The following is a 23118-nucleotide window of genomic DNA, read 5'->3' as shown; positions in this document are numbered from 1 at the left end:
CCGTGTGAAAGTAGGTAATCGTCAGGCTCCCTAAGCCAGAAACCCCCGCCCGAAAAGGCGGGGGTTTTTGCATTTGCACGACCGAAATGCACGGTACGCCTGGCATGGGTTGCAGCTCGTGCTGAAAGACTACACGGCAGCGGGCCTGAGTGGCCGGCCCGCTGCGATTGCAGCACGATCGTCGCTTGTCACAGTTACTAACGGTGCGGAGTATCGGGCACCGAGCTACCTAGACGGATGGTGACTTGCGACGCCCACCATGGGCAATGCGCCGCTCACATCGGCGTGATGATGAGTCGCTGGTGCTCGACAGTAATCCGGACGCGTTCTACGTCCCGCCGGCAAGCGACAGAATTTCACTCCACCGAACGCTGATGGGTTCGCCATACTCTAGCCCTAGATTTTTGACATAGGTAACGGACGCTTTCGGGAGGAATGCCTCAACGCACACTGGTTCTTGTCGCTTGAGGACGCCAGACGCAAAATCGAAACCTGGCGCGAGTACTATAACGAGGCGCGCTCTCACTCTGCACTGCAGTGGATGACACCGGCGGAATTCGCCCGCCAGTGCACCGATCGGGCCGATTCGGCCTTTTGTGCCTCGATAGGCTAATCACAGAAACTTAGTCGCACAGTTGCAAACATATGGCGCCAGTCACACTTACTCTGGCGCCCCACGGCTGGTGTCGGGTGTCGTAAATGTTGAAAAGTCGCCCCATTGAATTTATGGGAGTTTTTCACTAACTCTGTCACGACGCTTCGAGCTTTTTGACGCGAATAGTGAAAAAACTCGGCGGCCATGCCACAAAAGGTGAAAATTTTTTCGGGTGGGCCGCAGAGGCCCGCTGCACAAGGCTCTGCGCGCGCGGGCTGAGCGTCGACCTGATAGGCATGAATCGCACAAGCATCTCGAGCGGCGGACAATCTGCGAGGGTGGGACGCCGCGTCCCGTGAGCTGGTTCAAACTGACCCTGGCCCCAAACACGGCTGGCCCCACTTCGATTCCTCTGTGGAGCACGGCCATGAAATCAGATCGGATCTGTGCTGCCTGCGGCACACCCTTCACTCCGCTCTTACATATCCCGCATCAACGCTTCTGCTCGGCCAAGGCGTGCCAGCGTGCTCGCCGGCGTGCGTGGCAGCACCAGCGCATGCGAGTCGATCCCGACTATCGCGAGAATCAGATCCGCGCCCAGACCAGCTGGCGGGCCCGACATCCTGACTACTGGCGGCACTACCGCGAGACGCACCCGGCCTATCGCGATCGCAATTGCGCGATGCAACGACGACGAAATGCGCGGCGCACCGCTAGTGCTGTTGCAAACATGGACGTGTGGCCGGCCTGCCGCCCACTGGCATCGGGATTCTACATCCTGCGCAACGCGGTTGAGGCCGGCGTTGCAAAGATGAACGCGTGGACGGTGCACATCGCCGTGCTGTCTGAGCCGAGGCCAGTTCCGGCGTGATTGCAAAGAGAGGACGTGTACGACAAACGTCTGCGGCCTGCTACCTTGGCTGTGTACTCGCTCGCATTCGACGTCATTGCAAGGCGCGACGCGTTCGCCGATACAAGTCCTGGTAGCTGATGTCGGGGACGGCGCAGCGAGGAGCGATTGCCGGTGGGAGCTGGATCGTGGACCTCGATTGCACATGCGAATCCGTTGACGAGCAGGCCTGCAGAATGCGGGCTGCTGAATACGTTCGGATGTCGACGGAGCACCAGCAATACTCGACGGAGAATCAGCGCGATCGCATTCGCGACTACGCTGCTCGTCGCGATCTCGAGATCGTGCGGACCTACGCCGACGAGGGTAAAAGTGGTTTGCGAATCGATGGGCGCCAAGCGCTGCAGCAACTGATCCGGGACGTGGAAACTGGCATGGCCGATTTCCAGGTGATCCTCGTCTATGACGTAAGCCGTTGGGGACGATTCCAGGATGCAGACGAGAGTGCCTATTACGAGTACATCTGCCGGCGCGCAGGCATCCAGGTCGCCTATTGCGCCGAACAGTTCGAGAACGACGGCTCGCCAGTTTCGACAATCGTCAAAGGTGTGAAGCGTGCGATGGCCGGTGAGTACAGCCGCGAGTTGTCAGCGAAGGTCTTCGCTGGCCAGTGTCGGTTGATCGAGCTCGGTTTCCGGCAAGGTGGGCCGGCAGGCTATGCGTTACGCCGGATCCTGGTGGACGAGCATGGCCTCATGAAGGGGGAATTGCAACGCGGCCAACACAAGTGCCTGCAGACGGACCGCGTCATTCTGATGCCAGGCCCAGACAGCGAGGTGCGTATCGTCAACCTCATCTACAGCTGGTTCATCAATGAGTCACTCAATGAGCACGAGATCGCCGCACGCCTGAACGGCATGAACGTTCAGACGGACCTTGGGCGACCCTGGACTCGGGCAACGATTCGGGAGGTGCTGACCAACGAAAAGTACATCGGCAACAACGTCTACAACCGCGTGTCGTTCAAGCTGAAGAAATCTCGTGTCACGAATCCGTCGGAGATGTGGATACGCAAGGAGGGTGCGTTCGAACCCATCGTGCCGAGCGAAACGTTCTATACAGCGCAGGGCATCATGCGGGCGCGCGCCCGGCGCTACTCGAGTGAAGAGCTTATCGAGCGTCTGCGAAATCTGTATCGAAGCCGAGGCTTTCTATCGGGCGTCGTGATCGACGAAACGGAGGGCATGCCGTCCACCTCGGTGTATGTGTACCGCTTCGGTAGCTTGATTCGCGCGTATCAGACGGTTGGCTTCACGCCCGGCCGTGACTATCGTTATATCGAAGCGAATCGCTTCATTCGGCAACTGCACCCAGAGATCGTTGCCGAGACCGAAAAGAAGATCGCGGATCTCGGCGGATCGGTGTCGCGTGATCCGGCGACGGACCTGCTGACCGTGAATCGGGAGTTCACTGCCTGCATCGTGCTGTCACGGTGTCAGGTGCGCGCCAGCGGCCGTAACCGCTGGAAGGTGCGGTTCGACACGAGCCTGCTGCCGGATATCACCGTCGCAGTCAGGCTGGACCAGAGCAACTCGACGGCGCTCGACTACTACCTGCTTCCGCACATCGATTTTTGGCAACCTCGTATCAGTCTCGCGGACTGGAATCCGATCGAGTTCGAGAGTTATCGCTTCGACACGCTGGACTACTTATACGGTATGGCACAGCGAGCTCGGCTGAGGAGAAGAGCATGACTCAGCGTGAACAGCCCGGTGAGGTTCGGATGATCCCCATCAGCCGGATCGAGGTGATCAATCCTCGCGAGCGTAATGGTCGAGTTTTCGATGAAATCGTCACCAACATCAAGACGATTGGCCTGAAGAAACCGATCCTAGTCACGCCGCGGGCGACGGCCAATGGCGTCGAGAAGTATCTCCTCGTGTGTGGTGAGGGGCGATTGAAGGCGTTTCGATCCCTCGGGGAAACTACGATACCAGCGCTGGTGGTGAGCGTAAGCGACGAAGACGCGTTCATCATGAGCCTGACGGAGAACATCGCGAGACGGCAGTGCCGACCGCTCGAGTTGCTCGCAGGGATACGCGAGCTGCAGGAGCGCGGCTACGCGCCGAAAGCGATCGCCGAAAAGACAGGTCTCACGCAGCACTATGTGCAGGGGATCTTGACGCTGCTGCATCAAGGTGAAGAACGGCTTGTCATCGCCGTCGAAAAAGGCCGGATTCCGCTGAACGCGGCGCTTTCGATCGTCGGTGCTGGCGACGACGACGAAGCGATCCAGGCGGCACTGCAGGAGGCATATGAATCGGGGAGATTGCGCGGGCGCCAGTTGATGGACGCTCGGCGCGTCATCGAGCGCAGGAAAGCGCTCGGCCGCACGGCGAATCGAAACATGACGCGCAAGGTGATGGACGTGACCACATCGAGCCTCGTCAGAACGTATCAGCATGAAGTTGAGCGGCAGAAAACGATGGTGCGGAAGGCGGAGTTTACGCAGCAGCGGTTGCTATTCATTGTCGGCGCCCTCAGGCAGCTATTTGCCGATGAGAACTTCGTCAACCTGCTGCGCGCTGAGGAACTGGCGACGTTGCCGAAGTATCTGGCAGAACGTGTATGGCCGAGCGGGAGTCCAGCATGACCGGCGTAGCACTTGGTTTCATTCCGGAACCACTCTCTGTTCCGATCACGAGCATCCTGCCATCACGGCGCACGCCTGCTGGCATGATGAACTCGCGAAAGTTCAAGCAGATCAGAAGCTCCATCGAAGAGGTAGGCTTGATCGAGCCGCTTTCAGTGACGCCGGTCGATCAGGCATCGGGCAACCACGTCCTGCTCGATGGGCACCTGCGACTGATCGCGTTGCAGGAGCTCCAGTTCAACACCGTGTCGTGCCTCGTTGCCACGGACGATGAGAGCTACACGTACAACAACCGCGTCAATCGACTATCGACCATCCAGGAGCACTTCATGATTCGTCGGGCCGTTGAACGAGGTGTGTCTCCTGAGCGGCTCGCGAAAGCGCTGTCAGTAGATGTGTCGCAGATCATGAAGAGGATGGCATTGCTGGATGGGATTTGTGCTGAAGCGACTGAACTGCTGAAGGACCGGCAGTTTTCACCTGAGCTCGCGCGAGCTCTGCGGAAGATGAAGCCCACACGGCAAGTCGAATGTGTCGAGCTCATGGTGGCAGCAAACAACCTGTCTGTCTCGTACGCTGAAGCGTTGCTCGTTGCGACGCCGGCTTCGAGGCTGATCGAAGGGAAGAAACCGAGGAAGCTTGCCGGAGTGAGCCCCGAGCAAATGGCGAAGATGGAACGGGAGATGAGCAATCTGCAGGGGCAGTACAAGGTGGTCGAGCAGACTTATGGACAGGACGTGCTCAACCTCGTGCTCGCAAAGGGTTATCTTGCGAGGCTGCTTGAGAACGAGTCGGTGCGCCAGTACTTGCAAGCCCAACAGGCGGACTTGCTATGCGAACTCCAGTCGGTCGTGAACATGATCGCTCTGGAGCAGCCAGTGCTCGAAAGCGTAAGTTAGGAGATGTTCAGAAAGAGCATTTCTACCGCGCGTACCCGGTTATCACGTTGAAATGACTGATTCAGCAGCGTACACTTTTCGTGAAGGATGGTAGATAAAGTCCTGATGTGAGAGTCGAAAATAAATAAATCTTATCAACGGGGTGAAAAATTGGCGACGGGAGTTCAATATTGGCCAGTTGGCGGCACTGAGCAGCATCTTGCATTGACGGCGACCGATATAGCCGCTCATTTGATCGCCGATTGGATTCCAGGGTTACCCACTGTGTCTCCTCTGAGCTTGCTCGGATGGCCAGGGTACCTTCTTGTTCCCATGAGGATGGGAGCGAATTCATATTTGACGATGCATCAGGTTGCGGCTGGATGTGAACGGCAGTGGAAGGGGGTGATGTCCTGGATGTTGGGCGTTGCCTGTAGTCGCAGAGTTTTGCAGGATGAAGGATATCAATGGGTGGCTCCCGCAAGCGCTTTCTATCCTAACGTAAACATGCCCGTCAGCATTCCTCGTTGGCATCCTCACTACCCGCCGTCGAAGCTCGAGATCGATAGGATTTCGCCGTCGCCAAGCAAGCTACGTCCGGATTACATCGCAATCCGCCCTGTGTCTGGTTCAACTGCGATTGAGTGGGCTCTTGCTGAATCGAAAGGAACACGTGCACCAGTTGGCGGTATGGCCTGTCCTGCATCTTGGGCGGCACAAGTTCGTAGCGTTGACGTCAAATTTAACGGACGACCTGTGCCGATAGCTAGACACGTGGTGATTGCTACGCGAGTTAATCCCAATGCAGTACTTGGGAAGACCCGGCGTCTTCAAGTTAAAGCATGGAATTCGTCGATTTCAGCACCGACGAATGATCTAGAGCTGGCAAAGATCGAAGTAATTGCCGCGTCGCTGTTCGGAATTTGTCGAAATCTCGATCTCATTGATAACGCGAATGCGATCGCTCAAGCGACACGTGTACGCCAACAGGGTTATGCGACAGATGCAGACAGAAGGTCTCTCGACAGGTTGGTCGATATGGCAGGCCGAGAATTTAAAGATAGAGGTATCAATTCGACGGATGACGGAGCTGATCTCAGTATTTCAATGAGATACCGAGAGGATAATTTCTCGAATCTGCATGTAAAGATCGAGCGCGCAACGTTGAAGCTGATGGAGCTTATGCAAAAGCTGGTGACGCCGGTTGAAGAGTTCAGATCGCAGATCGGAGATTTTGATCGAGAGATATTCGGTTGGTATGAAAATCAACGGAAGCAACGTACGGAAACGAGAACGGTGCTTCCTGAGGGGGTCGTGGTGCAATTGGGATAGCGGCGATTGACCGAATTTTTGATGGCACATGCCTGCTGGAGGGCGACAAAGGAAATTTGTTAATTTGGTTTGTCGCCGCGATATTTTTATTGGCGCACTTGATCGTAAGTTAATTCACGATCGTTTGGAGAAGGCGTGGTTGCATGGGATTACTTCCTCTAGAATAGGGAGAATAGCCTTCCGTTCGTCCTTGTTTAAAAGGCGTATCGGCCGTGGTTGCGTGCTTGAACTATTTTTTGAGCCCCAAGTGCTCGTAAAAACATACCTTCAGATTGATCCGGGCCAACAAATACAATTTTCCTCAATGGACCGGAAGCAGGATCTTCTCCAGTACATGCCTTTTCGTCCAGCATATCAAACTCCCATGCCAATTTGGAGATTGCCAGTGTTTCAATATCTGACATTCCAATTGCATTTTGAGCCCCGTATGAGAGGCAAGTTGTAAGAAGAGCGGCTGTCGCGGTCGTGGCGGCAATGACGCGCACCTTTGGGGGAGTTCTCTTGTTCTTGAGTTCAAATAGGCCAAAAATTGGAAAGATAAGGAGTTGAAGTGCAAGGAGGAACAGTGCTGTCCAAAGTGACAAAATGCCAATTGATGACATGAATACACCAGCACTATAGGCAATGGGAAGGTGCATTGATGCTCCAAGGAAATGCGCGGAAATCCGACTGGTCGCATCAGAGTGCCCGATCCATATTAATATGACCAACCCTGTCCATCGAATCCAAACGCAGAACGGACAATTCAGTGCTTCGACTAGAGCGTCTCTTCTGCAAAAATGAACTGCAAGTGCTGATAACGGTAGCATGCTCAACGCGATCAGTGCAATCATTGCGTTGAAGATATCAGTTTCTTTGTAATATAAAAAAAATAGTTTCAGAGCGGATGCAAGGAGAGCCGTGTACAGTAGAATTACACGGGGCATAGAGAACTCTTTCGCAACGGATTCGCTGAAGGCCTCCATTTTTTGATGAAGATAGTTTTTCTCAATAAACAGTCGAACCCTCTTTCCGATAAAAATCGCACAGCGCTTTACGCTGGTTGTGATCCAGCTGTGTCTGATAAGCTGAGAAAATTTACCCAGTATCAGTATCGTTGAAATTGCGGCGCCTGGTGTGGCCAGCACTAGAAGGGCGCCGATTATAATTTTGATGGCATAGATAATCATTTTATTTAAAATGAATTGCGTGTGATGGTGTCGCCGGGTTGGTGATTCAAATATTGTTTCTGAGACGCAGGGGGCAACCCTTAACCTTTGGCAAGCATACGTTGCGCGTGGGCGACATAGGCGAGCGGGCGATTCATCGAAGCCCGATTGCCTCGAATGCTGTTGATCGCTTGATAGGCGGCACCAGCGAGCGACAGCGCGGCACCTGCATACGCGGTGACGTTACCTGAGTCTGTTGCCTCAAGTGTCAACCCGGCACCACATAATGGGACTAACGCTCCAAGGGCCACCGATCCGAACGACGGACGCATAGCATCCTCGATTTCAGCGATATCGGATTTGCAGTTCCGCAAAAACGCTTCGTTAGCACCAATACGATCGTCCGCATTCGGAAGCGTTGCAACTAAGACACAATGCGCTTCGATCCGAGCGCGCAGAGGGGGGAGCAGATGGCCATACTGACTCTTGAATCGCAGAAGCTTGTCCAACTGTAAGGGGCCAGTTGGCGTCGGAAGTAGGTGCTGCAACACGACTTCTCGAGCTTTTTGGCGATGAAGTTCACGCGCCGACGACTTAGGACGAGCCAGTAACCCGGCGGCAAAAGTCATTTTGTTGGTCACGGGCGTTGCATTGACCTCAGGTATCGCTCCCAAGCACGCAGCCAGATAGGACATGAACATGGTCGCCGTGGTTGTCTCCACGTCGTACCACGCCCAGTCGACTTTCTTTGCGAGGCCAACCTCCACCAAGAAGCGAGGTATTTCACCAAGCTTCTCTGCGTGAATCCGAGTGGACGTGTGTCGGGAGGGATGTTCCGGGGTACGCAGGCCTGGCCGTTTCAGCCGGTGTTCGATCAACGTGATGAAGCTGTCATCGAAGCGGTCTAAACGATGAATGTACTCAGCAGGTATTACGGGTTCCACAAGGCCTTCGCTGAGTAACTCCCGCATGAATCCGTTCATCTGCTCAGGACGGCTCATATGGTCCATCGGAACAATGGATGATAGTTTGTCCCAATACAAGAGCGACTTCACTGTCCACGCGTCGTCAGGAAGCGTGATGTAGGGAAAATAAAGTGCGTTGGCGCGCATGTGGTTATTGCAATCTATAGTTGTGTCGATTTACGATGAGTTGGTATGTCTTCCGACTAGCGCAAGCCGATAGCGCGCTCCATCGCTTCTTGGCGGGCCCGGAGAATCTGTCGCCGCTCCACTTCGCAATCGACCGCAAATTGAAGCAGATATTCGAAGGGGTCGATGCCCAAACGTTTTGCAACCTCCCTCAAGGCCGTGGCAGCTTCAATTCGGCGGAGTTCGTCAAGGTCAGCATCGATGATATTGGCGACTTCTTGAGATAACTTGTCGACGCGTGCCTTAGCCGCGGGAAATTGCGACAAGAACCGTTCATAGCCGATAGCGATCTGTTGAGCTGATAGTGATGATGAACTCATAGGTGTATGTTCAGTACTGAAGAGGTATTCCGAAAAAATTCGATTCCGGTCGGCAGAATTCATTGAGCTGCTGGAGCAGCGAGGCAGCAGAGGCCAGTTCGAAAGAACGTGCCTAACATAAAAGTGCGTCCCTCCGATGGCGATGCTCTGTACCGGGTTGGTTCATCTATTCCGGCTCGAGTCGACGAAGATGTCCTGGGGAAACGGTCGGTCGATTGTATCCATGGACGCCTTCATTCAGTTTTCACGATAGCAGATTGCGCCAAAGACGAACATAAAAGCGGCCACAGCCACTAGCCAGGGAAGGACCTGGGTTCCATGTATGGCCTGCCACTTGCCAATTAAGAGAACCAACGTTGCTGCCGAGCAGTGAGTTAAGATCGAAGACACTTCGTCCGATATCTTGCCCGAGAAGCGGGCGGCCCATTGCTCGATCTTCACCGGACGTCCTCTGCCCGAACGACGGCTTAACTTAATGCAGAGATAAAGGGCAATGATGAAAATCACGTCGACTAGGATTGCTGCGAAGCCGATCAAAAGGACGGCCGTTATGTCGACCGGTTGACCGGCGTCAATGCTTCCCACGGCGAGGAACGGGGAGGTAAAGCTGCGCCCGAACTCGTTGAACGCAGTGGTGAACAGTGGGGTTTTCAACAGGACTGCGACGGCGGCCCATATTACAAAAACTTGCGGCACCCTCCTCTTCATGAACTGACTGACTCTCGAGAGCGTAACGAAGCTCTTCATCATCTGCCGCCCATCGAATATTTGCCACTCGTCTTTTTTGGGCTTTGCGCTGTTCATTTTGATTGGTCCCCGGTTCGTACGGATTTCTTCGTCGTGCACTTAGCAAGAACTTCATTGTCAGTGTTCTTGACGTAAGTCGAACGGACAACACAAGCTTTGTGCTCCTTCAAAGCATACATTCTCAGCATATCAAGCTTCACGGCCGTCGATACTCGTTGATTGAACACGCCGCGGCGGGCATCTGGTAGGCCACTCAGGGAAAGCGGCCACAATATGGCCATCACGTACGACAGCACAACCGCTTTGAAGGTCGTCTAGAACTTCCGCCCGCACTTTGCCATCTTTATCTGCATGAACAGCTACGTCCGCATTCGCGTACGCTCCAGCGATATTTTCGGGGCCGCTCTGGCGGATCATCTGAGCCGTGTTGCGAGTACGTCGACTGGGAGCGGAGGGTCGGAGCGATGGACCATCGCGTGACAGTTGGCGCACAAAGGGATCAAATCCTTGATCGGATCGATGACGTATGACGCGCCGATTGAGCTCAGCGGCCGCAGATGGTGCACGTGAATGTAACCGCGCCCGATGTCGCCGTAGACTGCCTCGAAGTCAAAGCCGCAAGCCGCACACCGATACCCGTGGAAGGCTAGACAGGCCTTGCGCGCGACGGGGTTACGCTCGTAAGCGTTTACCGTCACGCGCTTCATCGCACCTTCGAGGATCGCGGGCGGCACGACAGCAACCTCGTCTGTCGGAATTTCCTCGGCCAACGTGCCTTCACCTCCATGGGCGGCGTTCATAAAACGCCAGCGCACTCGAGCAGGTATATCGTCCGATACAGATATGGCGCGTCCCAGACCGGCGTACGTAAAGTTGTCGCGATCATTCTGGCGCCAGAAAATGTGAACTTCCGAGTCAGGCGCAGTCATTTTGGCAATCATCGGCTGAGTTCGGTGACTCCTGGTTTTGCCGCTCCAAACCAACTCATCACCCTCGAAGCTGTTACCGTAATCGTGCCCAGTCCGGCCCGGCGCCCCGACGCCGCAGAAGACGAGATAGGTTCCATCATGTTGGACGTATCCCGTGAGCCAACTTCCGCCGCTCGGCAGATCGAGGAGTCCAACTGCCTGCGCGACATCGCGACGGCTATAGCTGCCTCCCACATCGAACTGAAATTTCATTTTTGTTCCCCGGACACACCTCGGTTTGGTGTCATGCTACCGCACAGGCGCTCTCGGGTTCCGTGCGATGTGTGCAACTGGCATTTGAAAGATGCAATCCGGCAAAGATGCTTTTCGGGGGCGTTTGGACACGAGATGGAGCCGAGACGAAAGTGAGCCGGAATCGTAGTGCGGAAGTCGCACCGTTGATCAAACGGATGTCCGGACAGGCCTAAACCGTGCCCATCGCTATGGACTCAATGTCGTTTACGATGATCCGTTAACTATATATACAGACCGTCGCAAAAAGCCTCGAACAATAACGACAAGAGGAGAAACAGATGAACGAAGCATTTAAGTCCGCCGGCACGGGGTTGCCGATGTGGACGTCGAAGGAAGACAAACGTGGCATCGATCCGCTGGGCATGCAGACCATCAGCGTCGCCCTTTACCAGGAACTGCTTCCGGGCATTAGCAACGTGACGTTGCGCATGCGTTATTACGGCTTCTATGCGTGGCTCGCGCAAAAATACGCTGAACGGATCGGGGATACGTCGGTGGAGCGCTGGTGCGTCTACCTACGGCGTGCCGAAGCGCTGTACGCTCTCATCGCTGCGGCGGAGAACAACGAGCGTGGTGTGGCGGGTGTCATCTGGGCGAGCAACAAGTTGGCGCAAACCGCGTCGGGAGATCTGGTGTTTCATCCGAACACGGATCGGGGCAGCCATCCGCAGTATCTGAAGCAGAAGTTCGGCGCCTTTGGTGCAGCTTACGGCTCACAACTCGTCGAAATCGGGGCCCTAGAGTATGTCGACGCGCATCAGGTGCCGGTACCGACAGCGGATGTCGGCGACCAGCTTGCGAAGCTGTTCCACGCGTCGGTCTGCGACGCCGCCGAAGTCTTCTGGCATGCCGCGCACGAGGGCACGATCTCGCGGCAGGAGCTTGTAAGACTGGCGATCATGCTTCCGTCGCGCATCGAAGCGGGCAGCGAGGAATGCCGTTTGTACCAGGACTTGCTGTTCGCCAAGCTTCACCCGAAGCGGCCCACGGCAGTCATGCGCAGCCATACCTTGCGCCTGATCCTACGCGCGGCGCAGGCAAATGCCTCTGGCATCGACGTAGCGCGGGTGCGCTGGACGCTTTATGCTGGGCGAAACGCGGAAGGCAAAGCATTCGATGAAGTTCCTTCGACCGAGGGCGAACACCGTTTCGCGTGGAGCGTATATCACGCCAACGATCTTCTGCACGTCGCCTACGAGGCGATTCTCAGGTTCGTGCTCGATGTGCTTGCACTGACGCCCGCCGGCCTGCCGCTGGAACACCTGGTCGCAAAAGTGGCCGAACGGCTGGTTGACGCGCTGACGCACCATGAGGCTGGTACGTGGGACGCGCTCCTGATGAACATCCGGCTCGCCGCCGACCCTTGGTCCGATAGCGATGCGCTCTCCGAATATCGGCTTCACAACGACGTGCTCGCCACCGGCGATTCGGACGAAACCGATAGCGATGCCATCGCCGCGCGGGCCATCTTGCTGCTGGCGGTTCTGCACAAGCGGTGGGAGGACCAGCTGGAGCGCGTCAAGCTGTGTTGCCCGATCGTCGCGGAAGGCGAGTTCGTGCAATCCATCGTGACAGAGCTGTCCGACCTGCGCGCGCATGCGGATCTCCCTCTGTCCGAACTACTCAGGCGGTTGGTCCAGTGCAGGATCATCGAGCGGCACCTTTGGGTGGCGATTCAGAAGTTCCGTGGACAGGGCGATTACACGTTCCTGCTCGAATGCGACGAAGGGCGCGTGCGGCTGCGTCAGGGTACCGGACCGGTACTGACCAATCCGCGTCTGTCCTCGGCAATCACTTTCCTCAGAGACCTGCACCTATTGAACGATGCAGGTCCGACTACCGCCGGCCTTGAGGTACTCGCCGCATGAAGCTCTTTAACTCCTTTGCGGAAACTGGCTATCACACCACCATCGTGACGACGTTCGGCGTGGACTTCGCCGCCTACGAGTCGATCGCGCTGCCGCGCTTACGCGAGGCGGGCAGCAGCAACAATGTTTTAGTCGCCGATGCGCGGATGGTCGCGCAGGCCATGGAAGGCGGCCTCCGGCGACCGCGGTTCGCTGGCCGCCGCTATTCGGTTGTCGGCATTCAGCCGGCTGGCGTCTTTCATCCGAAACTAGTCCTACAGCTCGGGAATGTGTCGGGACGGCTGATGGTCAGCTCCGCGAACATGACCGCGGCGGGCCTCGCGGGCAATCTAGAGGTCATCGGAGAGGTCAGGACCGATGAAACCGATCCGTCTGCTGTGCCGATCCTGCGGGCCGCACTCGACTACCTAGAGCGTTTGCTGCCTGACATGTCGGTGGCGCGGCGTCAGCTGGATTGGGCTTTGAAGCGAACGCGCTGGCTGGCGGAGGCAAAGCCAAGCGACGACACCGTGATGTCCGACGACGATGGCGTGCTGGCATTTATCGCCAGCGGTGGGAGGCGCGGCATCGGCGCGCGCTTCATCGAGCGGATCGGCGCGCGACGGGTCACGCGTTTCATTGCGGTCAGCCCGTACTGGGACGCGGATCTGGGCACGCTCGATCGCTTCAGGCATGAACTTACACCTGAGAGGACGGCCGTCCTCCTGCGCCCCGACACACGGCTCTTTCCCGTGCATCGATGGCGGAGTGGCGCGCACGTTAGCCTACACGACCTCAAGAACGTGAAGAGCGCAGGCTCCAGCCGTTTCGCGCACGCCAAGATTTTTATCGCCGAAACGGAGACGGCCGACTGCGTCCTATTCGGTAGCGCCAATTGCACGACGGCGGCCCTGGGCGAGGAAGAAGACGGTGTCAATGAGGAAGCGTGCTTGTATCGCGAGACCGCGCCGGGCGCGGCGGTCGAGTTGCTCGGGTTGGAGGGTGCGCTGACCGATGCGACGGCCATTTCACCGGACACGATCGCCTCATACCACCCTGCCGACGATATCCCCATGGCAGAGTTTCAGCGCCGCCTGCCGGGACGCTTCGAACTCGTCGGCGACCGGCTGTACTGGTGGCCGCCAGTTGGGCTGGATGCAACCCACGCGGAAATCGCGCTGTTCGACAGCACCGGCGCGCGCCTGACGGTTAGCCTTGAGCGCGTCGGTAGCGGTGCCGAACGTTTTTGCTATCGATTCCGCGCTGAATCAGTACCTCATTTCGCGCAAGTGAGTGCGGACGACTTCGAGTCGTCGCTCGCTATCGTGACCGTCGAGCAAGCCCTCAAGGAAGCGCAACGCCGCTTTAGGAGCCGTGCCGTCGATAACGCGCTCGCGCTACTGGACGACGAGGATGCCATTGAAGGGCTGTGGCTGCTTGAAGTGATTCAGAAACTCCAAGCGGCGGAGCGCGAGGCCGGGGTCACAGTCGGAGGTCGGGTATCCAGTCACGAAAGAGAGGAGCACGACCGGCAGGGTGAAAAGAATGAAAGCGTTTCGCGCACGCTGAGTTACAAGCAGTTTATCGCTGGCCGCAGAAAGGCCGCTGACGGCGGAAACGATGCATTGGTCAGCCATCTGGCATCGTCGCATCAGGAGTCGGTGCGCGGGTTCCTAAATGCGCTCATCGGGCGTGGAAGGCTACCCGTTGAAACCGGCGACGAAGACGACGCGGCGGACCAGAACTGGTCGCTTGGCGATGAGACGGCGAACGGCGACGGCGCGCTCGATAACGACGAGAGGTTCGGCTCGGACGATTTGGTGCCGCCAATCAAAGTCGACGCCACCGCGCAGCGTTTGCGACGTCAGCGCCAGTACGTCAACGATACGCAGAAGAGTCTTATCGAAGCCGTTGAAGACTTCATCGAACTGCTCCAGAGCGAAGCCTCGAAGCGCGATCTAGATGTGGTGGACCTACTGCGTTTGCGTGCGCTGCTCGTCGTGGTGTTGGGCGCCGGCAGCCGGAAATCCAACTTGATGCCCGGGGATACCAATGCGAAGGTGTCGCGGCAGCAAGTGCTGCCGAGTGCGGGCGATGCAAGCTGGCAGCGACGTGTCACCCGGCTGCTCTACGAGCTGTTCCGCACGAGGAGCAGCGGACAGCCATTGATTGCGCGGGTTGTCGTAGATCCCGGGCTCGGCGGCGGTCTGCCTGAGGATGTGCTCGAGTGCTGGGCGACGTGCTTCTGGGCCCTGTGCGCGATGCGCGTTTTTGTTGGTGAAGAGGGAGCCCCGGTACAGAACGGGCACAGTGAGAATCGATTGGCCGCGGCTCTGTATCGCTTCGCCTCTCTGCTGCCCGAAGAAGCACTTGGCGACGCAGTGAGGGAGGTCTTCGCAGGCATGTCCCGTCGTTACGGAGCGCGCCTCGGTGTAAACGAAGCGGCGGTGCTCGAGGAGCATACCCGCCTTTGTACGCGCGCGCGGGAGATGACTCAATCTGCGTGATGACCAAGGGCGCCAGCGAGAATTGCGCGCCCGCGACACTTCAGTATTGCTTCAGCTGGGCGAGGACCTACGAAGACTAAGTGCGGTCGCCTAGAATGTTATTGGGTACCAGCCCAAGTGGTGATGGCGTAATCTCGATCCGTTTCTGTGAAGTTGAGTCTAGCCATGAGCAAGAGGACAACGATATTCCTCGACATCGATGGAGTCCTACATCCAAATTCTGTGGGCGAGCTCGAATATGGGCCCAAAGGACCGGTGGTGGTCGGACAGGGAGTTTGTTCACTGCAGACCAAGCTTGCTGAACGGGTCAGCGGGAAAGCTGTCGACATCGCAATCCACAGCACCTGGATCTATATGTTCGACCTCAAGCGCTTGCAAGATGAGTATCTGCGTGAGCTGAGCGCAGCTACCAAAATTTATCTTACGAATCGGCGTATCGAGAGCCGCTCACTACGGATAACGGACTATATGCGAAGGCGTCGACTGACGTTAGCCGATGTCCTGATTCTGGACGACGCCCCCAAGGAATTTGCGTCCGCTCCGCAACTGCAATCCCGCCTCGTCGTATGCGATCCAGCCCGCGGGATAGACGATCCTGCTGTACTTCAACGGATTGATGAGTTTGTCTCCCAGTTGATCATCAGTCGGAGTTCGACTTCGTAGGATGCGTAGACGATGTCCCGTCTTGCATCGCGTAACGCAGAGCGCGGGCATCGTGTAGCGCATGGTGTCGACCGCCGAACCGTTTGTAGTACGACGCCAACCGGACCTGGTCGGCCTGATCACGTACGAGCAGCCCCTGCCAGCCACTCGGCACACCATCGAGGATATCTACAAGAAGATCCCAGTCTCCTGCGAAGTCCATGCAGAAGATGCCGCCCTTGAATGGGCGTAGCCAGTCGTGAAGGGCCAGCTGGAGATCTTGGCGAGAGAACACGCGGTCCGGAAATTGACCTAGTTGCGGCAACACAGCTTCCTGGACAAATGCACTGCAGGCGCGTCGATCGAAGTCGTTGCACTCTGCGTAGAACTCCTGGCCATCGTCGGCAACCAACGCAACGCTTATTAGATTGCAGTCGATGAAGTCGGTGAACTCTGTATCAACAAAGATTCGCATTGTCCCCCCTTGGTGTTGAGCGCCAGTTTCGTAACGATACTAGAATGCGCGTTTTGCGTTCGCCATGTGGGCTCGCGTTACTCTCTCGGCGCGGGCGCAAGCCGCGACTCGACGATCGAGAGAAACTCAGCAATCGAAAACCCGAGCCCTCTGCACAGCGCGGCGACTGTGTCGAGCGTTGGTGACCGGCGACCCTGCTCCAAGAGCGAGATGTACGTTCGGTCTAGGTTTACAGCAAACGCCAGCGTTTCCTGCGTGAGATTTTGAGATGTCCGGAGCGTTCGCAGTGTGAGGCCGAATGCGGCGTTATGGTTGCCGCGAGCTGGATAGGTGTCTAACTTGAGACGATAAGGGGTATCGCTTTGCGAAGCACTGCTGTGTATTTTCTCAAGATCGATAGGTTTGATTTTCATTGGGTTTGAAATTGTAGATTCGATTCTCAACTGCACGAACCGTCGCCGGATGAAATCGCCCGGCGATGGTTCGTGCTCTTGCCGGTTCCTGCAGTAGTAGCGGCTACTTGTTAAGTGGCAGAGACATCCGCAACGCGATAGAAATACTGCCGTGAGCGATCCACGGACGGCCCCGTGATCGCATCGACCCCCCGTTCGCTGAGGCGGCGCAGAGCCGCCTTCGGAGAGACGTCCCAACGTTTGGCAATATCGACCAGTGAGACGTAGGTTGATCGGAACTTCACGACGTCATCTTTTGTGACCAGATCTATCGCTCGACCATTGACGTGATACACCTCATGAGGCAATAGACCGGATCGGATCAGGTGATACGCAACCTCCTCCTTTATTGAAAGCGCCTGTGCGACTACCTGGGCGCTCATCGTCGATGGGGGAAGACACTTCGCATCGCAGATAACCGAACGGACGTCGTCCTTGTGCACCAGATATGCTCCAATTCCGCGGACGCCTGCTGCCTTTCCGAACGATCGTATTGCCCCGCTAAGCAGCGACTCGATGACCCTCAAGAACACCGCGTTATCTCTACACATGTGGCGGAGTACATGTCCGAGCAGCAGAGTCTCCTCGGGCGAATGGTCCGCGCGGTCGTATGCGGGAAGATCAAGCAGGCGGCGCACTTCGTGCACGGATATAGACCACTTGCTCCTATGATAATTTGGAGCTTCCCCGATCAGGCCGGCAGTCAACAAGATGCGAATCCGGCGGCGGCTTATGCCAAGCAGTTCGCTAGTTGCATGTAGATCGATGGCATCGCGAAGAGCGGCCCTCGTCTGCGCAACACTGTTTGCGTCCGCGACAGCAAAGCGTCGCCCAATCGGACTACGAAGAATGCGAGCATTGAGTCGGCCGGTCGAAATCAGCCGCCAGATCATGCTGCGCGAGCACCCCAACTCCCGGCGAATCTCGGATGCGGACAACATGGTGTGCCACCTTCGCTTGCTGAACGCGCGATGCCGTCCGTCGATTGCCCCATGCCAGTGGCCATCGAGGTGTGCTTCGAACTCTCGCCTCATGAAGTCGAATTCATCGCCCGCGAGTGTCTTGTAAAGTAAGCGATAAAGGGCGGAGTATTTTCGACGAATGCTCGTTTCGGTAGTGGTCTTTTCATCGTACTTGGCCATCATAGTCTGGAAGCTATATGGCCAGTGCAGCAAAAGTTGAGAGCATTGATCCACATAGTCTGCGGCCGTGCTCAAATTCTGAAGCTCTGGTGTCCGACCATGACGATGTGTAGGGCGAGCGGATATGTGCGGCGCCAATGCATGGAGCAGGCGCAAGAGTTGAGTTTGTGAAAGGCGTGCAAAAGGCGTGACAACACGGCGCGAAGCTCGTTGCTCGGAACTGACTAGCTGCCTCGAGCCGTTACTGCTGCACCATTGCATTAACGTCATATGCGCTTCCGATGCTGGCTCCATTGGCATTTCGGTAAACCTCCGACCGCACGAGCACTGTATGTAGGACCCGCTCCTCCACGTCACCACTTTGCCGCATGCGTCGCACGACTCTCTTAGCATCGCGCCGTGTGTCGGACATGCTACGAATACGCTTAGCGACCATGCTGACCTCATGTAGTGGTCATCGGCTAGGCATGCCGGACACCAACGCATACGGATTCTATTGAGCCACGACTCCTTCTCCGGCGAAGCTGTGTTGCCGTCCCGTTTGATCCACGAAGGCCACGGCTCCGGCAGGCAATTCAGCTGTTTGGCCGAAACGAGGGTTAGATCGGCAAGATCTTCGATAGTGACGGGATTTTTTTGAAGGATGTCTTTGACGCAATCGAAGCTTCCTGGGTATCCATTGATACCCAGGAGCCGGCGCAGATACTCGGTGAGATTCTCATCTTTGTGAGGTGGATCGCGGAGCAAGAGAGGTGCGCGGCTCATCTTGCTCCCCTTCTCGATTGACGGCTCGTCTTCGGTTTCGCACCAATGCTCTCCGCCGCAAAGGGTTCTAGCCGTCTGTCCAAGCGACGAAGACAGAAGTCTTTGTTGAACGGGTTGAGTTGGCCATAGCCAGCCTCCCAAATTTGTTCGACGAAGGCTTGCTCTAGGATAGCTTCCGAAACGATTTTCGAATCGGAGCGGAATGCAAGCATGAGCGCGCGTTGAAATAGCGAGACCAAATAGCCGATCCGACCATCGGTCGCGTAGTACAGTCGCTCGAGTGCTTGGTATGACGAGGGCTGGAGTGCACATTGAACTGGTAGCGCGTCGAATAGAGTCGACACCAGAGCCATGAATTCCTGAATTCCTTGCTCGCTATCGAACGTCATGGGATCCATGGGCAGAGCGGCCGAAAATCGACGACGGAGCTGCCCATTTGTGGCGACAAGTATCTCGGCACGGCGAATACCGACAAGAACGACGGGTTTCGCGATTCGGTCCGCGAAGTTCTTGATCCAATCGCCCACTTTGTAGATCGTTGGCGACTGCCCTCGATCGTGAACATGTTGCAACTCGTCGAGTATGACCAAATCGACCGAACATGCCTGAATGAGTCCAATCAATCGTTCGGTCTTCGACGAGTTGGTCCCTTTGGATGGAGCCGGATCTCCAATTTTCGTCAGGAGACACTCGGCGACCGAACTGATGGTCGCTAGTGCTGGGATAGAAGCATAGAGGACAGGAACGACGTCGCGGTGCGGTTCAGAGTAGCGCTGATTTTCACCCTCGACAACTTTGCATACCGTAGTTTTGCCACAGCCAGTTTCACCGTATATAGCCAAGCATTCGGCGAGCCCCGTTCTTCGGTACAGGGTCAGCGATTCCGATATGCTGCGATAGGCGGTCTCGAATTGTGGAAACATGAGGGTTTCACGGCGAAACCGATCCAAGGCATCCAACTGCTTTGCAGACAAGGCTGAGATTTCCTTCATTTTTCCACCCGTTAGATGATGTTTCGCCGGATTCGATTTAGCTTTACCGAGGAATCTCGGGCGTTGACTGGGGAGGTCGTCACACGACATTTCTGAGGAGGGGGAAGACTCGGCGTTGCGTTCCCGGACGGGTTTTCGTTGCTCACGCCTAGCGCTTTAGCCGCCTTTCGTCGCTGCCGGAGATGCTTCGAGCTTGCAAGGCCAGATAAGGCCTCGGCAATTTCGATGCGTGCTTCCATTAGGCTCTTGGCGCGCTCACCGTTTTCCTCGCTATCACGACGGTACTTGCTGATCAATTTGTGCTGTGCCAAGCGAAGTCCTTTGGCGTAGCCTGCGTCGACGGCCGGCACGCGAATTTTCTCTTGCCCGTCGGGCGCCCAAAGCCATATAGAGCCAAGGTCTTCGGGGTCGTACGCAACTCGGACACGTACGCCTATGCCGTATGTAGAGATGATCGGTAGTAGTTCGTCGCTTGCGTAGTAAAGGCCATTGAGCAACACACCGTCATGGCGCAGGCTACGCCTTTTGTAGATTCCAAGGTGCAAAGCGATTTCCTCGGCCGACGCAGGAAGATTCTGAGATACGCCGGCAATTCCTTCTTCCCATTTTTTGCTCGGAGTGGTACCGATACCTTTGTGTACGGTTTGCGCGTAAACATCAAGAAGCCACTTCTCAAAGAGATGGGTGAATTCGGAAATTGTTAGAACCGTGTTGGTGAGTGGATCGTAGTCACCGCGAGCTGCGAAATGTGCAAGGCTGGTACCCGGCAATCTATGAGCAAAGGAATAATTGCAAGTCTTCAGAAAGCGCTCTACCACGCCCTTGAACCGAGGTTGCCTCTTTGGGCAAAACAACAACTGTATTTGCAAGTCGAAGCAGGCGGCAGCTAGGGAGGCGCTGTGAAACTCCGCGCCGTTGTCGCACACCAGCACTTCGAACCGGCCGTAGCAGGGCCAAGGGTTCTGCACGATCAGGTTTGGCACGACGGCTCTAGCTGGCTTCTTTGGAAGAAGTGCATGTCGGACGGCGCGCATGACTGCCAGTGTTGATGTGTCGTCAAAGCTAATGTAATAGCCTAACGGCATGCGGCTGAAGACGTCGATCAGCATTGTCAAGGTTGGCCGACCGCACGGAAGCCACGTTTTTTCGTCCAAGAGAAACACGTCGAATGGTGTATGGTCGATTTCTACCCGCTCAAGGACACGGGAAACTTGTACACCTCGTCGAACAATTCGATATCGTCGGTCAGCGACAGGTTTTCCTTCATTGAGTATAGTGATGTCGTACTCAGGCACTCTGCCGAACAATCGATACAGAGTCCTCGTATCGGGAATCTGAAGATGCTCGTTTTCTGGGAGAAAGTGATTGGCGTGGGTGATCTTTTTTGAAAGGCGGTCCTCGACATTTGTCATCACCAGTTTGCGAGCGATGGCTGCTTCCTCAACAATGCTTTCCATGAAGAGGTCAATGACTTTCTGGTCCGTTCGCGGTTTGCGTGGGCCTTTGAGGTCGTGTCGGGGTATTAGCCTGCGGGGATCGTTTGAGGTTCCAATCGCTTCGCACCAGCGATAAATGGTTGTGGGACTCGGAGGTTTTTTATCGTTGATTGTCTGGGCTACTTGCAGTATGAATGGTTGTAAAATTTTCGGTGTGTATGATGGGCGACCATTCGATAAAATGAGATCCACGTATGCTTTCCGCCGGAGTGCAGCTACTTGTACTGATTTTTTAAGCTCGCAAAACGGACGCCCATATCGGGAGCGCAAAGCGGCGTCGTCAGAAGGGGCATCTGCCTCGGTGAGACGTCGGGGTACGACCACCACTCGTCCTTCCGCGTAAGCCTCCAAAATCTCCTGCCTTGTCTTACGGACCAGGTCCAATGTCTCGCAATTCTCAAGTGTGACAATTCCATTATCGAGTGTGCGTTCGATACGGAATTTCACACCATCGATCTTAAAAACCTGTCCCTTCGTCAATGAGAAACCATTCATGCTTACTCTCCAGAGATATGTTGACAGGCGTGTCATGGCTGAGTGGACGATCGAGGGGGCATGTCGCATGCCCACGCATAAGAAGATCAACAACGGTACTTGAATCGAGGAGTTCGATAAGTTGTCCTAATGTAACGATCCCAGAATGAGATACCGTCCTCAGGCTGCGGCGAATCGCATCGTAGTCGACTGCGAAGAGTGGCGCGTCATATCGCAGGCGCCGGAGGTTGGTCAATCGCGGTTGCTTGCGAATGAGCTCGTCCGTTAGAACTAGGAATGACAACCCGAGTCGATGCATGTGCTCTTCGATGCGATCGAATTTGTCACGGATCTCCGGGACGGCCAGGCGACGCGCCGGCTTGATCTCGACCACGAATTGCCTGCCGTCCGTCAGTTCGAGCTGATAGTCAGGTGTGTAAAGGCGTGTCCGATCTCTATCGGGAAACGAGATGCGTATTGGCTGTTCATGATAGGCCGTGATTTTGGGAGACATCTCGAATAGGACACATGCATCTGCTTCCAGCAAGTGTTCATATCCGACCATTCGGTTATTTTTGCGACTCGGGAAGAGTCCACGCGGGATTCCTCCAGACCGCGTCACAATTTTGCGGACCGGTGTGTGCCCGGCAGACCACGGTATCGGTATCGACCTCGTGTTCACTGTTGCTCCTTTTTTTGGGGTGTGAGCTACCCCTCGACAACTAGCCGTTGTCGAGAATTGCGCCGACGCTGGGCGAGCGCTATCCGCGATTCGACAAAGTTTGCTCGAATCGCATGGGGCGGCGGATCGAAAGGAAAAAGAAGGGCTTGACTCTGGGGGCGGAGCGGAGGAGACTCGAAATCGCCAAATTGCGAATCTTCTTTAGTTCCGACCACAGAGCGCTGCAGGCCCCTCGGGTTTGCGGCGCTTTTTCTTTACATGGCTCCTCCTTTGATAACGTCGACATTGTGTGGAGCGTCAAATTTCCGGTTCCGCACAAGTGCCGCGTGAACGCTTGCGATAACCTCCACGTCTGCCGGACTCAATTGCGGCAGGTCCTCCGCGATGGCCATCAACACGGCGTGCTTGCGCGGCGACAGTTCTTCCGGCAGGCGGAAGAATCGCTGGGACCTGCGCGCCGCGTCGTTTAACTGACGACGTCCGTCGCTGTCGAGCTCCAAAGCTCGACCGAGCATGTCCAAGAAAGGCGAGCCATCTGGCGTCCGCCGTCCAGTCTCTACTGCGCTGATGTAGGTGTCGTCGACACCCATACGTGCTGCAAGCGCGGCCTGCGTGAGGCCGAGCTCGGTTCGATGATCTCGAACGAAGCTTCCGAGTGCGGTCATCAAGTCGACTACATGTAGAAGATGGGAGATGTATCAGGATATCGATCGCTTTCTTCGCCGGCAATCGATGGATAGCGCTACG

20 protein-coding genes and 2 pseudogenes are annotated in these 23118 nt (G+C 56.1%); 9 read left to right on the top strand and 13 right to left on the bottom strand.

The window, feature by feature from the left end; translation table 11 throughout:
- Nucleotides 1-415 precede the first annotated feature (415 nt).
- From DIE17_RS16310 to DIE17_RS16285, 6 genes and pseudogenes are all read left to right on the top strand, one after another.
- Nucleotides 416-613: pseudogene (locus tag DIE17_RS16310) on the top strand (integrase core domain-containing protein); the annotation flags it as partial.
- 409 nt (nucleotides 614-1022) lie between these two features.
- Nucleotides 1023-1466, top strand: coding sequence for a hypothetical protein (locus tag DIE17_RS16305; protein WP_124921109.1), 444 nt, complete (start codon nucleotides 1023-1025; stop codon nucleotides 1464-1466).
- A gap of 119 nt (nucleotides 1467-1585) precedes the next feature.
- Nucleotides 1586-3199, top strand: a complete 1614-nt coding sequence (locus tag DIE17_RS16300) for a recombinase family protein (protein WP_124921108.1) — start codon at nucleotides 1586-1588, stop codon at nucleotides 3197-3199.
- On the top strand, nucleotides 3196-4098 hold the full coding sequence (locus DIE17_RS16295; RefSeq protein ID WP_124921107.1) for a ParB/RepB/Spo0J family partition protein: 903 nt from the start codon (nucleotides 3196-3198) through the stop codon (nucleotides 4096-4098). The genes DIE17_RS16300 and DIE17_RS16295 overlap by 4 nt, the downstream gene beginning before the upstream one ends.
- The gene (locus DIE17_RS16290) at nucleotides 4095-4997 is read left to right on the top strand and encodes a plasmid partitioning protein RepB C-terminal domain-containing protein (RefSeq protein WP_124921106.1); all 903 of its coding nucleotides are present in this window, start codon (nucleotides 4095-4097) and stop codon (nucleotides 4995-4997) included. Before DIE17_RS16295 ends, DIE17_RS16290 begins: the two co-directional genes overlap by 4 nt.
- Before the next feature lie 387 nt (nucleotides 4998-5384).
- The gene (locus DIE17_RS16285; protein ID WP_124921105.1) at nucleotides 5385-6308 is read left to right on the top strand and encodes a hypothetical protein; all 924 of its coding nucleotides are present in this window, start codon (nucleotides 5385-5387) and stop codon (nucleotides 6306-6308) included.
- 194 nt (nucleotides 6309-6502) lie between these two features.
- Here the strand turns inward: DIE17_RS16285 and DIE17_RS16280 are convergent, their stop codons facing one another.
- From DIE17_RS16280 to DIE17_RS16260, 5 genes are all read right to left on the bottom strand, one after another.
- The gene (locus DIE17_RS16280) at nucleotides 6503-7477 is read right to left on the bottom strand and encodes a hypothetical protein (RefSeq protein WP_124921104.1); all 975 of its coding nucleotides are present in this window, start codon (nucleotides 7475-7477) and stop codon (nucleotides 6503-6505) included.
- Nucleotides 7478-7557: 80 nt separating this feature from the next.
- Nucleotides 7558-8568, bottom strand: a complete 1011-nt coding sequence (locus tag DIE17_RS16275) for a hypothetical protein (protein ID WP_124921103.1) — start codon at nucleotides 8566-8568, stop codon at nucleotides 7558-7560.
- Between the two features lie 56 nt (nucleotides 8569-8624).
- On the bottom strand, nucleotides 8625-8990 hold the full coding sequence (locus DIE17_RS16270) for a DUF6388 family protein (RefSeq protein ID WP_124921102.1): 366 nt from the start codon (nucleotides 8988-8990) through the stop codon (nucleotides 8625-8627).
- 174 nt (nucleotides 8991-9164) lie between these two features.
- The gene (locus DIE17_RS16265; RefSeq protein ID WP_124921101.1) at nucleotides 9165-9731 is read right to left on the bottom strand and encodes a hypothetical protein; all 567 of its coding nucleotides are present in this window, start codon (nucleotides 9729-9731) and stop codon (nucleotides 9165-9167) included.
- A 356-nt stretch (nucleotides 9732-10087) separates the two neighbouring features.
- Entirely contained in the window at nucleotides 10088-10855 is a 768-nt protein-coding gene (locus DIE17_RS16260; RefSeq protein WP_221624896.1) for an HNH endonuclease, read from the bottom strand.
- A gap of 320 nt (nucleotides 10856-11175) precedes the next feature.
- On the opposite strand from DIE17_RS16260, the gene DIE17_RS16255 reads away from it, so the two are divergent.
- The 3 genes from DIE17_RS16255 to DIE17_RS16245 all read left to right on the top strand — a co-directional run bounded on the left by DIE17_RS16255 (nucleotide 11176) and on the right by DIE17_RS16245 (nucleotide 15914).
- On the top strand, nucleotides 11176-12765 hold the full coding sequence (locus DIE17_RS16255; protein WP_124921100.1) for a hypothetical protein: 1590 nt from the start codon (nucleotides 11176-11178) through the stop codon (nucleotides 12763-12765).
- Nucleotides 12762-15251 (top strand): hypothetical protein, encoded by a 2490-nt coding sequence (locus DIE17_RS16250; protein WP_124921099.1) that lies wholly within the window; start codon nucleotides 12762-12764, stop codon nucleotides 15249-15251. The genes DIE17_RS16255 and DIE17_RS16250 overlap by 4 nt, the downstream gene beginning before the upstream one ends.
- A 165-nt stretch (nucleotides 15252-15416) precedes the next feature.
- The gene (locus DIE17_RS16245; RefSeq protein WP_124921098.1) at nucleotides 15417-15914 is read left to right on the top strand and encodes an HAD domain-containing protein; all 498 of its coding nucleotides are present in this window, start codon (nucleotides 15417-15419) and stop codon (nucleotides 15912-15914) included.
- On the opposite strand, the gene DIE17_RS16240 is transcribed toward DIE17_RS16245, so the two are convergent.
- The 8 genes and pseudogenes from DIE17_RS16240 to DIE17_RS16210 all read right to left on the bottom strand — a co-directional run bounded on the left by DIE17_RS16240 (nucleotide 15892) and on the right by DIE17_RS16210 (nucleotide 23036).
- Nucleotides 15892-16368, bottom strand: a complete 477-nt coding sequence (locus DIE17_RS16240; RefSeq protein WP_124921097.1) for a 3'-5' exoribonuclease — start codon at nucleotides 16366-16368, stop codon at nucleotides 15892-15894. The genes DIE17_RS16245 and DIE17_RS16240 overlap by 23 nt on opposite strands.
- Nucleotides 16369-16445: 77 nt before the next feature.
- The gene (locus tag DIE17_RS16235; protein WP_260439248.1) at nucleotides 16446-16817 is read right to left on the bottom strand and encodes a helix-turn-helix domain-containing protein; all 372 of its coding nucleotides are present in this window, start codon (nucleotides 16815-16817) and stop codon (nucleotides 16446-16448) included.
- A gap of 74 nt (nucleotides 16818-16891) precedes the next feature.
- Nucleotides 16892-17962, bottom strand: a complete 1071-nt coding sequence (locus DIE17_RS37990) for a hypothetical protein (RefSeq protein ID WP_260439247.1) — start codon at nucleotides 17960-17962, stop codon at nucleotides 16892-16894.
- A gap of 399 nt (nucleotides 17963-18361) precedes the next feature.
- Nucleotides 18362-18727 (bottom strand): annotated as a pseudogene (locus DIE17_RS38415) (TniQ family protein); the annotation flags it as partial.
- A complete protein-coding gene (locus tag DIE17_RS16225) occupies nucleotides 18724-19719 on the bottom strand; it encodes a TniB family NTP-binding protein (protein ID WP_124573069.1) in 996 nt (331 codons plus the stop codon). The gene DIE17_RS16225 and the pseudogene DIE17_RS38415, both read right to left, overlap by 4 nt.
- A gap of 11 nt (nucleotides 19720-19730) precedes the next feature.
- A complete protein-coding gene (locus tag DIE17_RS16220) occupies nucleotides 19731-21710 on the bottom strand; it encodes a Mu transposase C-terminal domain-containing protein (protein ID WP_185735383.1) in 1980 nt (659 codons plus the stop codon).
- Complete coding sequence (locus tag DIE17_RS16215; protein ID WP_185735382.1) at nucleotides 21673-22236, bottom strand: TnsA endonuclease N-terminal domain-containing protein; 564 nt, start codon at nucleotides 22234-22236, stop codon at nucleotides 21673-21675. The genes DIE17_RS16220 and DIE17_RS16215 overlap by 38 nt, the downstream gene beginning before the upstream one ends.
- A gap of 389 nt (nucleotides 22237-22625) precedes the next feature.
- On the bottom strand, nucleotides 22626-23036 hold the full coding sequence (locus tag DIE17_RS16210; RefSeq protein ID WP_069253081.1) for a helix-turn-helix transcriptional regulator: 411 nt from the start codon (nucleotides 23034-23036) through the stop codon (nucleotides 22626-22628).
- Nucleotides 23037-23118: the final 82 nt, after the last annotated feature.

Origin of the sequence: Burkholderia sp. Bp9099 (assembly GCF_003857805.1) — a bacterium.
Classification (GTDB): Bacteria; Pseudomonadota; Gammaproteobacteria; order Burkholderiales; family Burkholderiaceae; genus Burkholderia.
Note: the sequence above shows the minus strand (reverse complement) of the source record. Positions and strands in the feature narration are given on the sequence as shown.

What these genes read in the sequence shown, in the direction of transcription:
- DIE17_RS16305 (WP_124921109.1), top strand. Translation starts at nt 1,023, where the DNA reads ATGAAATCAGATCGGATCTGTGCTGCCTGCGGCACACCCTTCACTCCG.
- DIE17_RS16300 (WP_124921108.1), top strand. Translation starts at nt 1,586, where the DNA reads ATGTCGGGGACGGCGCAGCGAGGAGCGATTGCCGGTGGGAGCTGGATC.
- DIE17_RS16295 (WP_124921107.1), top strand. Translation starts at nt 3,196, where the DNA reads ATGACTCAGCGTGAACAGCCCGGTGAGGTTCGGATGATCCCCATCAGC.
- DIE17_RS16290 (WP_124921106.1), top strand. Translation starts at nt 4,095, where the DNA reads ATGACCGGCGTAGCACTTGGTTTCATTCCGGAACCACTCTCTGTTCCG.
- DIE17_RS16285 (WP_124921105.1), top strand. Translation starts at nt 5,385, where the DNA reads ATGTCCTGGATGTTGGGCGTTGCCTGTAGTCGCAGAGTTTTGCAGGAT.
- DIE17_RS16280 (WP_124921104.1), bottom strand. Translation starts at nt 7,477, where the DNA reads ATGATTATCTATGCCATCAAAATTATAATCGGCGCCCTTCTAGTGCTG.
- DIE17_RS16275 (WP_124921103.1), bottom strand. Translation starts at nt 8,568, where the DNA reads ATGCGCGCCAACGCACTTTATTTTCCCTACATCACGCTTCCTGACGAC.
- DIE17_RS16270 (WP_124921102.1), bottom strand. Translation starts at nt 8,990, where the DNA reads ATGAATTCTGCCGACCGGAATCGAATTTTTTCGGAATACCTCTTCAGT.
- DIE17_RS16265 (WP_124921101.1), bottom strand. Translation starts at nt 9,731, where the DNA reads ATGAACAGCGCAAAGCCCAAAAAAGACGAGTGGCAAATATTCGATGGG.
- DIE17_RS16260 (WP_221624896.1), bottom strand. Translation starts at nt 10,855, where the DNA reads ATGAAATTTCAGTTCGATGTGGGAGGCAGCTATAGCCGTCGCGATGTC.
- DIE17_RS16255 (WP_124921100.1), top strand. Translation starts at nt 11,176, where the DNA reads ATGAACGAAGCATTTAAGTCCGCCGGCACGGGGTTGCCGATGTGGACG.
- DIE17_RS16250 (WP_124921099.1), top strand. Translation starts at nt 12,762, where the DNA reads ATGAAGCTCTTTAACTCCTTTGCGGAAACTGGCTATCACACCACCATC.
- DIE17_RS16245 (WP_124921098.1), top strand. Translation starts at nt 15,417, where the DNA reads ATGAGCAAGAGGACAACGATATTCCTCGACATCGATGGAGTCCTACAT.
- DIE17_RS16240 (WP_124921097.1), bottom strand. Translation starts at nt 16,368, where the DNA reads ATGCGAATCTTTGTTGATACAGAGTTCACCGACTTCATCGACTGCAAT.
- DIE17_RS37990 (WP_260439247.1), bottom strand. Translation starts at nt 17,962, where the DNA reads ATGGCCAAGTACGATGAAAAGACCACTACCGAAACGAGCATTCGTCGA.
- DIE17_RS16225 (WP_124573069.1), bottom strand. Translation starts at nt 19,719, where the DNA reads ATGAAGGAAATCTCAGCCTTGTCTGCAAAGCAGTTGGATGCCTTGGAT.
- DIE17_RS16220 (WP_185735383.1), bottom strand. Translation starts at nt 21,710, where the DNA reads ATGAATGGTTTCTCATTGACGAAGGGACAGGTTTTTAAGATCGATGGT.
- DIE17_RS16210 (WP_069253081.1), bottom strand. Translation starts at nt 23,036, where the DNA reads ATGACCGCACTCGGAAGCTTCGTTCGAGATCATCGAACCGAGCTCGGC.